A 14,214-nucleotide genomic window follows, 5' to 3' on the forward strand; every position below is an offset into this window, starting at 1 on the left:
ATTATGATGTTTGATTACGATTATGATGCGTTGCGTGAGATTGGGAGAATCGTCGCCCGGGCAAGGGATGAAATGGCACGGGCCGTCACGCCAGGGATGACGACGAAAGAGCTCGATGCGATCGGGCAACGTATTCTTGAAGAAGAAGGAGCGGCCTCGGCGCCGATTACGATGTATGAGTTTCCGGGCTATACGTGTATCTCCATCAATGAAGTGGCTGCCCACGGAATTCCGGGTAAAGAAGTCATTAAAGACGGGGACATCGTCAATGTCGATGTGTCTGCCGTGAAAGATGGCTATTATGCAGACACGGGACGAACGGTGATCGCCGGCACACCGAAATCGCCAGAGCATGTCCGCTTAGTCGAGGTCTCGCTCACGTCGCTCGAAGCGGGCCTCAGCAAAGTGAAGGCCGGTACGAAAGTGAACCAGATCGGAAAAGCGATTTACGCGGATGTCCGCAAAAATGGCTTCACCGTCATTCGAAACTTGGCGGGTCATGGACTCGGCCGCACGCTCCACGGCGAACCGGAGACGATCTCCAACTATTATAGCCGGGAAGAGAATGACATCTTGAAAGTCGGTCAAGTCATCGCAGTCGAGACGTTCGTCTCGACGAAAGACGAGATCGTCTACCAGTCAGAAGAGGATGGCTGGGCGTTGTTCACACCGAACGACAGCCCCGTCTCGCAGTTTGAGCACACGGTCATCGTGACCGAGGACGGCTATGAAGTGTTGACAGGAACGTTCCGAGAAGAATGACGCAATCAAACAAGGATACAGACCGCGGTCTGTATCCTTGTTTACGTTAACTGGATGATTTGTTCGCTTAACTGATGAATCTTTTTCCAATCCGGAGTGACGACGTCAGGGATCAAGAGCTGACCGTTTTCGACATCGAGCGGCGCATCGAGCAGGTCGGTCTCGAAATAGGCGCTCGTTCCGGCCATGTCGGCCGGATAGGCGGCACCCGTCAACGAGGCGAATAAGAGTGTATGATAACGGCCGATCGATGATTCGTACATACCACCGACCCAATACGGGGTACCGCTGTCACGGATCGCGAGCGCCTCGGTCAATCCCCCGACGCGGGCAGGTTTGATGTTGACGATGCGTCCGGCCCGAAGCCGATTCATCGTCTCGACGTCTTGCCGTGAGATGATGGACTCGTCAAGACAGATTGGCGTCTTGAGTTTTGTTTGCAGGTCGGCCGAGTCGACCCAGCAGTCGCTCGGATAAGGCTGTTCGATCATCAAGAGGCGATGGGCGTCGAGTTGTTTGAACCAGTCGAGCGGCTGCTCGTGCGCACTGCCGTTCAAGTCGATCATGAGCGGAGCGTCCGGGAAAAAAGTCCGCACTTCCGCGAGCGCCGTCAATAGCTCATGAGGCGAAGCTTTCAACTTGATCCGTTCGAACCCGGAATGGAGCGCCTGTTCGATCGCGTTCAACGTTTCGGTGAGCAAGCCAATCCCAATCGTCCGCCCGCAAGCGACGTGATGTCCGGCTTGCAAAAGTTGTTTTAGCGTCACGCCAGCACGGGCGGCCTCGATTTCCCACAGTGCACTCTCCCACATCGCTTTTGCCATCGGGTGCCCGATGATCGAACGGACATGGTCTGGAAATGTGGTCGCGCTGATCGGCTGCCCTTTCAGCAATCGATAGATCAGTTCAGACGTGTCGACGGTCGAGCGGACCGTCTCCGACGTGTACCACGGCGTCTCAAAGGCGACACCTTCCCCGTATCCGACCGCTCCGTCGGTCGTTTCGAGACGGAGGATGACCGTCCGTCGCGTCGTCAAGACGGCATGGGCTGTCACAAGCGGGTGTTTGAACGTGAGCGGGACGATGTAAAGGTCAGCTCGTTGAATCATAATCGGTCTCCTTTAAGCGGTGTCGCATCAATTTTCCGTTGGCGTTTCGTGGGAGCTGAGTGACCGTGATCAACGCCTTCGGGTGCTTATACTTAGCGAGGTGGTCGTTTAAAATTTGCGTAAGTTCGTGAGGGTCGTATGTCCCGACGATATAGGCGATCGGGACGGCGCCCCATGTCGGGTCAGGCTTCCTGGTGACCCCGGCGTCCTCGATACCGGGGCATCGCAACAGGACGCTCTCGATCTCAGCAGGATAGATGTTTTCTCCACCCGAGATGATCAAGTCGCTCCGGCGATCCAAAACATATAAATAGCCGTCTTGGATCGTTCCGAGGTCGCCGGTTCGCCAGTACCTGTCCTCGGTCCAAGCATCCGCTTCCGATTCGTTATAATAGCCTGGCGTGACGGTCGGGCCATTGACTTCGATCTCGCCATCGCGACTGATGCGGATGCGGGTCGGTGCGATCGCTTGACCGCTTGAACCGATATGGTCGAGTGCTTCGGACGGCAACAACGTCGCGACTTGGGAGCAAGTTTCCGTCATCCCGTACGTCTGCGCGATCGGCAAGTGGCGGCGGTCTGCTTCTTCGAGCAACGGCCGTGGCACCGGTCCGCCTCCGACGAGGATGACGCGGAGATGGTGACTGGTCAATCCTGCGTCGAGCAGTCGCCCGAGCATGATGGCGACGAGGGAAAGATGGGTGATCCGTTCGGACGCGATCAATCGGATCGTACGCAAGACGTCGAACTTCGGTTCAACGTATAATGTCGAGCCGAACAGGGCGCAACGGTACACTTGGGCGAGTCCGCTCATGTGGAACAATGGCGTGACGACGAGCATGCGGTCGGTCGGCTCGTATCCTAGATGTTTTTTTGCGGCCTCGGCGCTCGCGCGATGATTTCCGTACGTCTGTTGCACCGCTTTGGCGTGTCCGGTCGTTCCGGACGTAAACATGAGCGACATGACCTCGTCACGCCCCCAGCGATGATGTCGGCGCAACGGCTCTTGATCGCGTACGCTCACGTCGATTTGAGGGACGTTGAGGTCGATTTCCTGATCGACGAGTAAGATGTCGATGTGGGCCTTGTCGAGTTGCATCGCGAGTTCGCTTGTGGTCAGCCGTGTATTCAACGGGACGAGTACTTTTCCGAGCAAATGGACGGCGTGGACTGCGACGACATAGTCTTTACTATTTGACGCATACAGTCCGATGTGACGAGCGTCCGGAACGGTCCGGCCTAAAAAGTGTGCCAAGCGCGAGCTCTCATCGATCAATTCGCCCCACGTCAGACGTTCCGTTGCGGTGACGAGGGCGATCGTGTCGACAGGATGTTGCTTCAAATCATAATCCATTACAATTACCTCCAAAAAAAGAGTAGCGAATTCGCTACTCTCTTACGATTTACGGGAAACGCGGGAATTGACCGAAGTCAGGGTCACGTTTTTCTTTGAAGGCGTCACGGCCTTCTTTTGCTTCATCTGTCGTGTAGTAAAGGAGCGTCGCATCACCGGCGAGCTGTTGGATCCCGGCCAAGCCGTCCGTATCAGCGTTCATCGCAGCTTTCAAGAAGCGGAGTGCTGTCGGCGAGTGTTGCAAGATCTCTTGGCACCATTGGACCGTCTCGGCTTCAAGCTGTTCGAGCGGGACGAACGTGTTGATGAGTCCCATGTCGAGCGCTTGCTGTGCGTCATATTGACGGCACAAGTACCAAATCTCACGAGCCTTTTTATGTCCGACGATACGTGCCAAGTAGCCTGAACCGTAACCGGCATCGAATGAACCGACTTTCGGTCCAGTTTGACCGAAACGAGCGTTGTCGGCCGCAATCGTCAAGTCACAGACGAGGTGCAAGACGTGTCCGCCACCGATGGCGTATCCAGCGACCATGGCGATGACCGGTTTAGGGATGACTCGGATCAAGCGCTGAAGATCAAGGACGTTCAAGCGCGGGATATCATCGTCACCGACGTAGCCGCCGTGACCGCGAACTTTTTGGTCGCCACCTGAGCAGAAGGCTTGATCGCCTTCACCTGTCAAGATGATGACACCGACTTCTTTATCGTCACGGGCGCGCGCGAACGCGTCAATCAATTCGTTGACCGTGAGCGGACGGAACGCGTTCCGAACTTCCGGACGGTTGATCGTGATTTTTGCGATCCCGTTCCACTTCTCATATTTAATGTCTTCATACGTACGGACCGATGTCCAGTTTGCTACTGATTCCATTTAAATTCCCCCTCAAATCAATTTCTCTATCATTGTACCAAATTGTTGGGTGTTCTCGATATGGGGAGCGTGGGCCGCACCCGAAATTTCGTGTATCCGAATGTCTGGACGACGTTCACGCATATCGCGAGCAATCGTTTGAAACTTCACATCGTGCGCACCGACGATCAAATCGGTTCGAGGCAGGCGGTCAAGATGCGTCCATAGCGACGGCATACTGCCGGTCCCGATGGCGCGCAAACTGTTCGCGAGCGCTGACGGGTCTTGAGCGAGCCGCTCATGTCGAAGTGAGGCCCGCATCTCGTCCGTTTGACGCCAAAGCGGGAGCATCTCCCATGCGGCGACGAACGCTTCGATTCCGTCCGTCTCGATCCGTCGCGCGAGCCGTTCATCGGCGTCGCGTCGCGCTCGTCGCTCTGAAGCGGTGAGACCGGGCGTCGTACTAATCCCGATGAAGTGGTCCACGCGCTCGTCACAGGCTGCGAGTGTCATCCCGATGCGGCCGCCGAGCGAATAGCCGATGACCGTCCACGGCCTTTCGTCCGTGTCGAGCAGCGTCGACAAATCCTTCACTTGTTGGCTCATCTTCGCGCGGGCGACCGAGCAACTGCCGGTCTGTCCATGTTGAAGCAGGGACGGGGCGACGAGGCGCACCGGCAAGTCAGGGAAATACGAGAGCCATCCGGCGTTGCTCGTGAAGCCGTGCAACAAGAGGACCGGTCTTCCGGACCCGTGCTCGAGCACTTCATACGATACGTCACGGACAGTACGTCTCATGTCCCGTTCTCCAACGTGAGACGCGTGCAAATCGATTCCGTCCAGTTCCGGTGGGATAAGACGTTGTCGGCACGGTCAGATGGGAATTCGATCAACTGAATCCCTGCCTCGATCGCTGCTGTCACGTCTTCTGGACGTTCGAGCAGTTGATAGCTAAGCCCGTATGTGTCGGCGAAGCCACGGATGTTCAAGTCGAGCGGTGTACCGAACAAGTCTTCGAACATCTGTGGCTCGATGGATGCTTGCGGTAAGAAGGAGAAGATGCCCCCGCCGTTGTTGTTGGCGACGATGATCGAGAACGAGCCAGGATGCGTCTTTAGTAATTGCAGGGCGTTGCTGTCATGATAGAACGCCAAGTCACCGATCAGTAACGCGGCTCGTTCTGTGTCGTGGCAAGCGCCGAGCGCACTCGAGATGATTCCGTCGATCCCGTTCGCGCCTCGGTTGGCGAAGACGGATACGGCTTGTCCGGCACCGAGCGTCGTGTCGACGTCACGGATCGGCATGCTGTTGCTGACGAACAAGCGGTCGATCTGAGCGTTCAAGACGTGACTAGTCAAGGCGCTCTCACCGCTCAGACTTGGTTTGGCCGATTCGGCGACTTGTTCGAATAAGGAAAAGCGAGCCGAGTAGACGTCGTCAAACGGGACGTCGATGACCTCCAAATAGTCATTCGCGTCGCCGTAGACGACAGTCGCACGACTCGATGGGTCGCGAAACGAGCCGGGCTGTTCAATCAAGATTTGGTGGGTCTGTTTGAGCCATTCATTCAACCGTTTCGATACAGGAGCCGCACCGAAGCGAACGACCGCATTCGGCGTCCATTCTGGGCTATGCTCACTTGCGAGCCACGTGTCATAATTCGTCAAAACGCCGTCAAAGCAACGCATGCCACTGAGCGGATCGGCAAACACCGGAATTCGGTGAGTGTTTGCTACGTTGTAGATGGTTTCGAGCCAAGACGTCGGCGTGCCAGGTCCGACGACGAAAGCGAGCCGTTCGACGGCCGTCTCTTGTTTGAAGCGAGCCAAGTCGTCGGTGACGGGACGAATGTACGAGGTCTCGCTCCGTCTCGAAGTGGCGGTCAATTGTGACTTCAGACGTTCGATATCGGGCAGTAACGGTTCTCGGAACGGGATGTTAATATGGACCGGTCCGAGCGGGGCCTGCGCACTCAAGCGTACGAGCCGTCCGACGGCTTGTTCCATATAGTGCAGACTCTCTGGCTCGGGCACCGGTAGATCGAGGCTCGTCTTCACATGTTCACCGTAGAGGCGGACTTGATCGATTGCTTGCGGGGCCCCGACGTTACGCAACTCATGCGGCCGATCTGTCGTCAATACGACGAGCGGGAGCTGGGAAATCGTTGCTTCGGCGACAGCTGAAAAATAGTTGGTAGCGGCTGTGCCGCTCGTACAAATTAATGCGACCGGCCGAACGTCTTCGCCAGCGCGGGTTAGTCCGAGCGCGAAGAAAGCGGCTGAACGCTCATCGACGACGACGTGATGGCGTATATTCGGGTGCAAATACGCGGCCATCGCCAGCGGTGTCGAACGCGAACCGGGACTGATGACGACGTCATAAATCCCAGTTTCGACGAGTCGATTCATCATATGGGATACCCAATTCGTTAACATATCGTTCATTCGTGATTGCCTCCTGAAATGACTTGGTCTAACCCGAGCGCTTGCTTGATCGGGCTCAACTTGACTTCTGTCTCGGCTAGCTCTGATTCGAGTTCAGACTCTTGGACGATTCCACAGCCTGCGTATAATGCCACGAACTGATGCTGGACGAGGGCCGAACGGATAGAGACGACAAATTCACCTTCTCCGTCGGTGTTCAACCAGCCGAACGGTGAGCCGTACCAGCCGCGATCGAACCGTTCGATGTCGCGCAGCAAGCGGACGGCCGTCCGCTTCGGAGAACCGCCGAGTGCGGGTGTCGGGTGCAACGACTCAATGATGGAGAGGAGAGACGCGTTCGTGTCCAAAGTTGCTTTGATCGGTGTGTGTAAATGAAACACCGAGCGGTTCTCTAAAATCGTCGGGGACGGCGCGACATGAATGGTCGCTGCATAAGGTGTGAGAGCGTTTTGAATATCTTTGACGACGATTTGGTGCTCCTCTAAATTTTTACGGTCATGCAACAACTGCTGTTTCGCCGTCTCGGTTTCCGCGTCCGTATCCGGGCGTTTGATCGTGCCGGCGATGGCCGCGGTCTCGATATGCGGACCTTGCTTACGGACGAGCCGCTCCGGTGTGGCCCCGAAAAATCCGATTTCCCGTTTCGGTTGATATAAGAACACGTAACTGCCTTCTTGATGTTCAGACAAGTGCCGTAGCGTCTTCGCGAACGGGAACGCTTCATCTGACGTCTGGTAAATCTCTTCCCGGGCGATGACGAGTTTCTCGACTTTTTCTTCGGCGATATATCCTTTCGCCTGTTGAAAACTTGATTTAAAGTGATCGACGCCGTCTTTTACTTTCGAATACGTCGGTGTCGACTCATCGGGCGCGTGCAGGGCGTTGAACTGGGCCAATTGGTCGGCTAGTTGGATTAAATATTGTTCAACGGTCTGGTTTGAAGAAACAAGGGTCGACACCGTCAACGTGTGCTTGTCACCGGAACGACGGTATAAAAATTTAGGGACGACTAAAGCCGCCTCGCCGAATGAGTCCCACATGTTTTTTTGAGGTCGGACGAACGTATCGAACGAAAATCCTGAGAACGCATAGATGACGGCATCGACATCCCGGCGATGCAGGCTCCAGTCGTACTGCAGACGTTGGAACCGTTCGGGTCCGGACGCCGTCAAGACGAGCGCGTCGGCACAACCGAGCATTTCAAGTGAGCGATCGGGTGTCGAAAAATAATAGTGTGATGTTTCTGTATTTTGAATGATATGAAACGCGTCGAACGAAGGGATCTCCCACGTGTATGAGGCAAGGACAGGTCGTTGCCATGCGCGTGCGCGTTTATGCGCTTGTTCGATTCGTTGTTTAATGTGTGTTTGAGTATCTGGCATATAAGAAAAGCCTCCTCAATCCGATGGAATATTCATCTTTTAGTGTATCATGACTTAACGGCTGGGCTGCCCGTCGAATGCTCGAGAAACATGAGTTGAGACGATTGAGGGACGGGCATTGACAGATTTTTTTGTGGAGACGTAAACTAACGAAGGGAGGGAAGTAGATGAAGAAGAGAGAGAAAGGTGCTTATTGGCGCATGATTCGTCCGCACACACTGACGGCGAGCTTTATTCCGGTGCTGTTAGGAACGTTTATCGTCGCCGGTCAAACCGATTTGAAATGGGGTCTGTTCTTGGCGATGCTCTTCGCCTCGATCTTGATTCAAATCGCGACGAATTTATTTAATGAATATTACGACTACAAACGCGGACTCGACCACGAAGGCTCGATTGGAATCGGCGGCTCGATCGTACGAGACGGGTTCACGCCGGGTCAAGTGCTCGGCATCGCGCTCGGGATGTATGGTGTCGCGTGTGTTCTCGGTCTGTTTCTTGCCGCTTCGACGAGCTGGCATTTGCTTTGGATCGGAGCGTTGTCGATGGTCGTCGGCTATCTGTATACGGGTGGTCCGCTTCCGATTGCGTATACGCCGTTCGGTGAACTTGTCGCCGGATTGTTCATGGGCTACGTCATCATCGGGATTTCAGGATATATCCAAATCGGTACGGTGACGACTGAGTTGTTGCTCGTGTCATTCCCGATGGCGCTCTTGATCGGAGCGATTTTACTAGCCAACAATATTCGGGACTTGGATAACGACAAGGTGAACGGACGACGCACGATTGCGTGTCTCGTCGGACATCGCCGGGCCGTGCTCGTTTTGGCCGGATTCTTTATCGTTGCGCTGATTGGTATCCTCGTCGCCGTATTCGTTTACGGGGTCACGCCTTGGGTATTGCTTTCGTTAATGACCGTTCCGATTATGATTCGTGCGGTGAAGCGTTTCTGGGTGAAACGTGAGCCGGCCGACCTGATGCCGGCGATGGCGATGACGGCGAAGGTCAACACGTTATTCGGGGCCTGGATGGTCATCGGATTAATCGTCGCACGCGTTATCGCATAAACATAGAGGAGGGGAACGATATGTCAGTCGTCAAAGACATGCTTGCGTTCAATGAACGGTTCGTGACAGAGAAGCAGTATGAGCAGTACGTGTCAGATAAATTTCCTGATAAGAAAATTGTCATTTTAACTTGTATGGACACACGGTTGACGTCGTTATTGCCACATGCGCTCGGTTTGAAGAACGGCGACGCGAAAATCATCAAAAACGCGGGCGCGGTATTGTCGCATCCGTTCGGATCGGTCATGCGTTCGATTCTCGTCGCCTTATACGCTCTCGGTGCGGAAGAGGTGATCGTTATTGGACATTACGATTGCGGCATGGCCGCTATCGACCCGAACGCGGTCATCGGCGAGATGGAGCGGCGCGGAATTGATCCGCAGACGTTACAGACGCTCAAAGCCTCAGGCATGGACTTGGAGAAGTGGTTGCACGGCTTTGACTCGGTCGAGGCGAACGTCGTCAACTCGGTCAGCCTGATCAAAAACCATCCGCTCCTGCCGCCGGGTACGGACGTCCACGGATTTGTCATCGATCCAGGAACGGGGCGACTCGATGTCGTAGAGGCATAATCATCCAATCTATGCAAAAAGGCGAGCTCCGTTTTGAGAGAGCTCGCCTTTTGTCATCCGTACGTGTTGACCGGAATATCTTTGTAGTCATCTTCGTCCGAGTCTTTCGACTTGGATTTTTTGTTTTTCTTATAGTTCTTCTCATACTCTTGCTCGCTCGGTGTTTTGAAGAAGCGTTGCCACGTGGCGTTGATCTCAGAGCCGATCAAGATGATCATGCCGGTCAACTGCAGCCAAAGCAACGTGACGATGATGCCTCCGAGTGATCCGTACGTCGAATCGTAGTTACCGAAGTTCGAGACGTATAGGCTAAAACCGAGTGAGACGAGCTGCCAAGCGATGACGCCGAAGATGGCGCCGGGGACGGTGCTTTTCCAAAACACGTGTTGTTGCGGTGCGATCTTATAAAAGATCGACAGCGTCAAGATTAAGATGACCGTCGTCAGCACGTAACGGAACACGTTGATCAAGACGACTTCGGCACCGGAAATCGGGATGTAGTCTGAAATGAATTCGATGATTTGTGAACCGAACACGTTCGAGATGATGAGTAGCAAGACGCCGACGCCGAGGAGGAACGTCAAGCCGAGGGCGATGCCTTTACTGACGAAGAAGTTGCGTTCGTTGTCCTCGCCATAGGCGTGGATTGCCATATTGATCAATCGTTCGACTCCTTTAGAGGCCGACCAAATCGCTAAAATCGCACCAATCGAGAGCAGTCCGCCTCGTGGCTCGCCGATCGCCTCAAAGATCCCTGATAAAAACTCGGTCGCCGCCGAACCTGGCGCCAGGTTATTTAACTGTTCTTGAAACGACGCTTGCGTGATGTCGAAGAACGAGAGCAACGCTAAAATAAAAATGATTCCCGGGAAAATGGATAAGAACCAAAAAAAAGCGAGCGTTGCCCCGTAATCTTGAACGTCATGCTCTTTAAAGCGACGAAACAACTCTTTCCCGAAGGTGAGCCAATTCTTTTTTTCTTTCACTTCTGTAGTGTCCATGCGCATATCCTCCTGAACGTTATCGTTAGAAACTATCTTTCCCGATTTGTCAGTAGGTTACACATTGATTCAGTCTTCGGCTAACGTTTTGTCAAAGAATCGTTCTGGATTGGTGGTGAGCAGCTCGGCTAAAGAAGGGGGTCTGACTGGCAGGCGGCTCAATGCGCTCCGCTTCACCCAAATCGGTGTGTACGAGCCGTTCGTCTGTTCAGCTTGGAACTCTTCGCCTGTACCGGTGCCGAATTCGCCATTTGTGACGCGGGCCCAAAAATAAGGATTCAATTCACCGTTGAAAGCGACGTAGGCGGCGACTCCTTCAAGCTCGACGTGGACACCGAGTTCTTCATAAGCTTCACGGACGGCAGTTTCTTCAGCCGTATGGCCAAGTTCGACACCGCCGCCAGGGAAGACGTAATAGAGTGCGTTTTCTTTTTCGCGTCGAATGAGCGCGACCTCATCGTGTTCGTTCGTGAGGATGATGGCGCTGCGTAATTTTGTTCTGACCAATGGGATCGTTCCTTTCGGTAGCTTATAGTGAACAAAACGCATCGACTCACCGTCGATGCGCTTTGTTAATCTGTCGTTGTTTGTTCTAACGATTCGTACATATCAGAAGTCAAACCGTTCTCATGAGAACCGATAACTTTTGCGGCGACGCGCATGCCGAGGCGGAGCGCGTCTTCAATCGAATGATGCTTCATCAATTCAGAGATGACGGCCGAGAAGAAAGAATCACCGGCGCCTGTTGAATCAGCGACTTTGACTTTTGTCGTCGGTACGTGTCCTTGCTCGTTCGTCCGGAGATCGACGTAGACGGCACCGAGCTCGCTCATCGTGACGATCGTGAGCGGCGCACCTTTCATCGCGAGCACTTCGGCGACGCGCAATGCGTCATCGACGGTGACGATTGACATATCAGACAGGATTTCGGCTTCTTCACGGCTACAGATGAAGCCGGTGAAGCCTTGAAGCAAGTGGCGATTTCGTTCGATGACGGACAAATGACCGCACACCCCGTAAAGCGGAAGCTTCATCTCGCGACAAAGTTCGATCGTCTCATTCAAGACGTTGACCGACAAATCGAGGTCGATGGCGACGGCTTCGCTTTCGGCGAACACCGTATCGATTCGGCGGAGGATACATTGTTCCATCATCGCTTCATCTGGTTGTTTCGAGATCGAGGTCTGGAGGTCGCCGTTATTGTCCATGACGGCGAGCCACATGCCCATTCCGTTATCCTCAAGCAGGTCGACGTGGTCGACGTTGACGTTTAAGTCGCGAAGCTCTTGAAGGACACCCATCCCGATTTGGTCGTTTGTGACGGTTGACACGAACCGGACGTCGTTACCGAGGACACCTAAGTTTTGCGCGACGTTACGGCCGGTTCCGCCGTTTAAGAACGCGATGTCCCCGACGTTTTTCGCATCTTTATGAAGCGGGGCGAACGATGTTCCTTTAATATCGACAAATACTTTGCCGATTACTGCAATCGTATTCATATGCTGTACCACCTTTAGCCAATCATCTATCTGTTATCGGTCTGTTAGACACATTATTCCCATTATAGCGAAATCGTCATTCGCTTTCAATGACGGTTTCAAACGCTGTCGAAATTTGTCAATCCCATGAAGAACTGAGCAAGCGCAGTCCGTTCAAAATGACGAGAATCGTTGACCCTTCATGACCGACGACGGCGAACGGCATGACGAGCAGCTCGAAGATGTTCGTCGCGATCAAAACGAGGATGACGCCGAGGGCGAACACGACGTTCTGCAAGACGATCCGGTTCAATTTACGGGATTGCTCGATCGCTGAACTCAAGCGGACGAGATCGTTTTTCATGAGGACGACGTCAGCCGTCTCGAGTGCGGCGTCGGTTCCTTCGCCCATGGCGATCCCGACGTCTGCTGTCGCGAGGGCCGGGGCGTCGTTGATGCCGTCGCCAATCATCCCGATTGTGCCGTACTCTTGTTTTAACAGCTTGATTTGTTCGACTTTCTCTTCCGGGAGGCATTCGGCGATGTAGCGGGTCAAGCCCGCCTCCGTCGCGATGGCGCGTGCGGTCGCTTCATTGTCGCCTGTGATCATGATCGTCGCGATTCCGAGATGGTTCAAGCGCTCAATCGCTTGTTTGGCTTCCGGGCGTAACGTGTCACGCAGTGCGAATGCACCGATCGTCTGTTCATCGTCACTGACGAAGACGAGTGTGTGTCCGGCGGCTTTTAACCGTTCGACATCTTCGCGGTAGAAGTCACCGCTCCGGTCGGCGAACTTTTGTTTACCGACCCGGTAGGAAGTGCCGTCAATCGTCGCCTCGATGCCTGAACCGGTGATGTCTTTAAAGTGGTCCATGTCTCCCGTATGTTTGCCCGTGAACTTGACGAGCGCCTCGGCGAGTGGGTGCATCGAATGTTCTTCGATCAAACTGACGACGCGATAAACGTCTTCTGCTGCCATGTCAGGATGAACCAACGCCGTTTGGACGACCGGCTTACCGATTGTGAGTGTTCCGGTCTTATCGAAAGCGATCGCTTTGAGGCGTCCCATGTTCTCGATGTGGACACCGCCTTTGAACAAAATCCCGTGTTTAGCGGACGAGGCGATGGCGGCGAGCGCGGCCGGTGTGATCGCCGCGACGAGGGCGCACGGTGAGGCGACGACGAGCAGGATCATCCCGCGGTATATGCTCGTTTCGAGCGACCACGAAGTGAGGACGGGGCCGAGCAAGATGATGGCCGTGACCGAGATGAGCACGATCTGGACGTATCGTCCTTCGTAGCGGTCGATGAACTGGGCCGACGGTGATTTTTCTTCTTGGGCTTGCTGCACCATCTGAATGATCTTTTGGAACAATGTCTCGGTGGCGAGTTTCGTCACCGATAACGTGAGCACCCCGTTCAAGTTAACACTTGAACCGAACACTTCGTCGCCGACGGTCCGGTCGACCGGAATCGATTCCCCGGTGATGGCGGCTTCTTCGACGGAGGCGGTCCCGCTCAAAATGCGTCCGTCGACCGGGATGCGTTCACCCGGCCGGACGTAAATCCGGTCGCCGACTTTTAAGTCATCGATGTGGACGACTTCGAGACCGCCGGCTGCATCGAAACGGGTCGCTTGTTCCGGTTGGAGTTCCATCAACGATTCGAGCGCCCGCTCGTTTTTGTTCAGCGTGTACGTCTCGAGTGCACCGGACAAGGCGAAGATGAAGATGAGGATCGCGCCTTCCATCCAATAGCCGATCGAGGCGGCACCGATCGCCGCGATGATCATGAGCAGCTCGACGTTCAATGATCGGGTTTCCCACGTATCGGTCAGTCCTTCTTTGGCTTTGGCGTAACCGCCGATCAAGAAGGCGGTCAAGTAGAGCGTGACGTAAATCCAAGTGGCTCCGTCTTGTCTTTCTGCGAGATATGCGAGTACAATCAATACACCGCTGATGAGCGCCATGATGAGCTCGATATGTTCGAACCAGTTGGCCCGTTTGAAGACGTGGCTTTTTTCTTGTGCAGTAGTTACCTGTACGTTCATAGTGACACCTCTTTCTAATTGAGAATATATATCAGTTAAATGATAATGACTGAGGATGATTATCATTATCTTTTGTTGTTTTAAAGGGTTTTACATCCGTTTTCTTCACGTCTCTTATTTATAATGATTATCATGTGAGTCT

13 protein-coding genes are annotated in these 14,214 nt (G+C 54.1%); 3 read left to right on the plus strand and 10 right to left on the minus strand.

All coding sequences use genetic code 11. From position 1 onward, the window contains the following. Positions 1-6: 6 nt before the first annotated feature. Entirely contained in the window at positions 7-762 is a 756-nt protein-coding gene (gene map / locus EVJ32_RS04205; protein WP_131456863.1) for a type I methionyl aminopeptidase, read from the plus strand. 41 nt (positions 763-803) lie between these two features. Here map and menC read toward each other — a convergent pair whose 3' ends face one another. Genes menC through EVJ32_RS04235 form a run of 6 tightly spaced genes read right to left on the minus strand, consistent with a single transcriptional unit; the run spans position 804 to position 7,904 of the window. Then, a complete protein-coding gene (gene menC, locus EVJ32_RS04210) occupies positions 804-1,871 on the minus strand; it encodes an o-succinylbenzoate synthase (RefSeq protein ID WP_131456865.1) in 1,068 nt (355 codons plus the stop codon). Continuing rightward, a complete protein-coding gene (gene menE / locus EVJ32_RS04215) occupies positions 1,855-3,225 on the minus strand; it encodes an o-succinylbenzoate--CoA ligase (protein ID WP_131456867.1) in 1,371 nt (456 codons plus the stop codon). The genes menC and menE overlap by 17 nt, the downstream gene beginning before the upstream one ends. A 49-nt stretch (positions 3,226-3,274) precedes the next feature. Then, positions 3,275-4,099 carry a 1,4-dihydroxy-2-naphthoyl-CoA synthase gene (gene menB / locus EVJ32_RS04220; RefSeq protein WP_016508405.1) on the minus strand — a complete coding sequence of 275 codons (825 nt, stop codon included), beginning with the start codon at positions 4,097-4,099 and terminating at the stop codon, positions 3,275-3,277. 12 nt (positions 4,100-4,111) lie between these two features. Beyond that, entirely contained in the window at positions 4,112-4,876 is a 765-nt protein-coding gene (locus EVJ32_RS04225; protein WP_201740683.1) for an alpha/beta fold hydrolase, read from the minus strand. Beyond that, on the minus strand, positions 4,873-6,522 hold the full coding sequence (gene menD / locus EVJ32_RS04230; RefSeq protein WP_131456869.1) for a 2-succinyl-5-enolpyruvyl-6-hydroxy-3-cyclohexene-1-carboxylic-acid synthase: 1,650 nt from the start codon (positions 6,520-6,522) through the stop codon (positions 4,873-4,875). The genes EVJ32_RS04225 and menD overlap by 4 nt, the downstream gene beginning before the upstream one ends. After that, on the minus strand, positions 6,519-7,904 hold the full coding sequence (locus EVJ32_RS04235) for an isochorismate synthase (protein ID WP_131441103.1): 1,386 nt from the start codon (positions 7,902-7,904) through the stop codon (positions 6,519-6,521). Before EVJ32_RS04235 ends, menD begins: the two co-directional genes overlap by 4 nt. A 167-nt stretch (positions 7,905-8,071) precedes the next feature. Here EVJ32_RS04235 and EVJ32_RS04240 point away from each other — a divergent pair, with 167 nt between their 5' ends. Next, the gene (locus EVJ32_RS04240; RefSeq protein WP_131456871.1) at positions 8,072-8,971 is read left to right on the plus strand and encodes a 1,4-dihydroxy-2-naphthoate polyprenyltransferase; all 900 of its coding nucleotides are present in this window, start codon (positions 8,072-8,074) and stop codon (positions 8,969-8,971) included. A 20-nt stretch (positions 8,972-8,991) separates the two neighbouring features. Beyond that, positions 8,992-9,543, plus strand: coding sequence for a beta-class carbonic anhydrase (locus EVJ32_RS04245; protein ID WP_131456873.1), 552 nt, complete (start codon positions 8,992-8,994; stop codon positions 9,541-9,543). 53 nt (positions 9,544-9,596) lie between these two features. Here the strand turns inward: EVJ32_RS04245 and EVJ32_RS04250 are convergent, their stop codons facing one another. From EVJ32_RS04250 to EVJ32_RS04265, 4 genes are all read right to left on the minus strand, one after another. After that, entirely contained in the window at positions 9,597-10,544 is a 948-nt protein-coding gene (locus EVJ32_RS04250) for a YihY/virulence factor BrkB family protein (protein ID WP_131456875.1), read from the minus strand. Between the two features lie 69 nt (positions 10,545-10,613). Beyond that, on the minus strand, positions 10,614-11,051 hold the full coding sequence (locus EVJ32_RS04255; RefSeq protein WP_201739058.1) for an NUDIX hydrolase: 438 nt from the start codon (positions 11,049-11,051) through the stop codon (positions 10,614-10,616). Positions 11,052-11,116: 65 nt separating this feature from the next. Continuing rightward, positions 11,117-12,043: a carbohydrate kinase family protein gene (locus EVJ32_RS04260; protein WP_131456879.1), complete on the minus strand. Its 927-nt coding sequence runs from the start codon at positions 12,041-12,043 to the stop codon at positions 11,117-11,119. 118 nt (positions 12,044-12,161) lie between these two features. Next, positions 12,162-14,072, minus strand: coding sequence for a heavy metal translocating P-type ATPase (locus EVJ32_RS04265; RefSeq protein WP_131456881.1), 1,911 nt, complete (start codon positions 14,070-14,072; stop codon positions 12,162-12,164). Positions 14,073-14,214 lie beyond the last annotated feature (142 nt).

Source organism: Exiguobacterium sp. SH5S4, from assembly GCF_004337045.1.
In the GTDB taxonomy this organism is placed as follows: Bacteria; Bacillota; Bacilli; order Exiguobacteriales; family Exiguobacteriaceae; genus Exiguobacterium; species Exiguobacterium aurantiacum_A.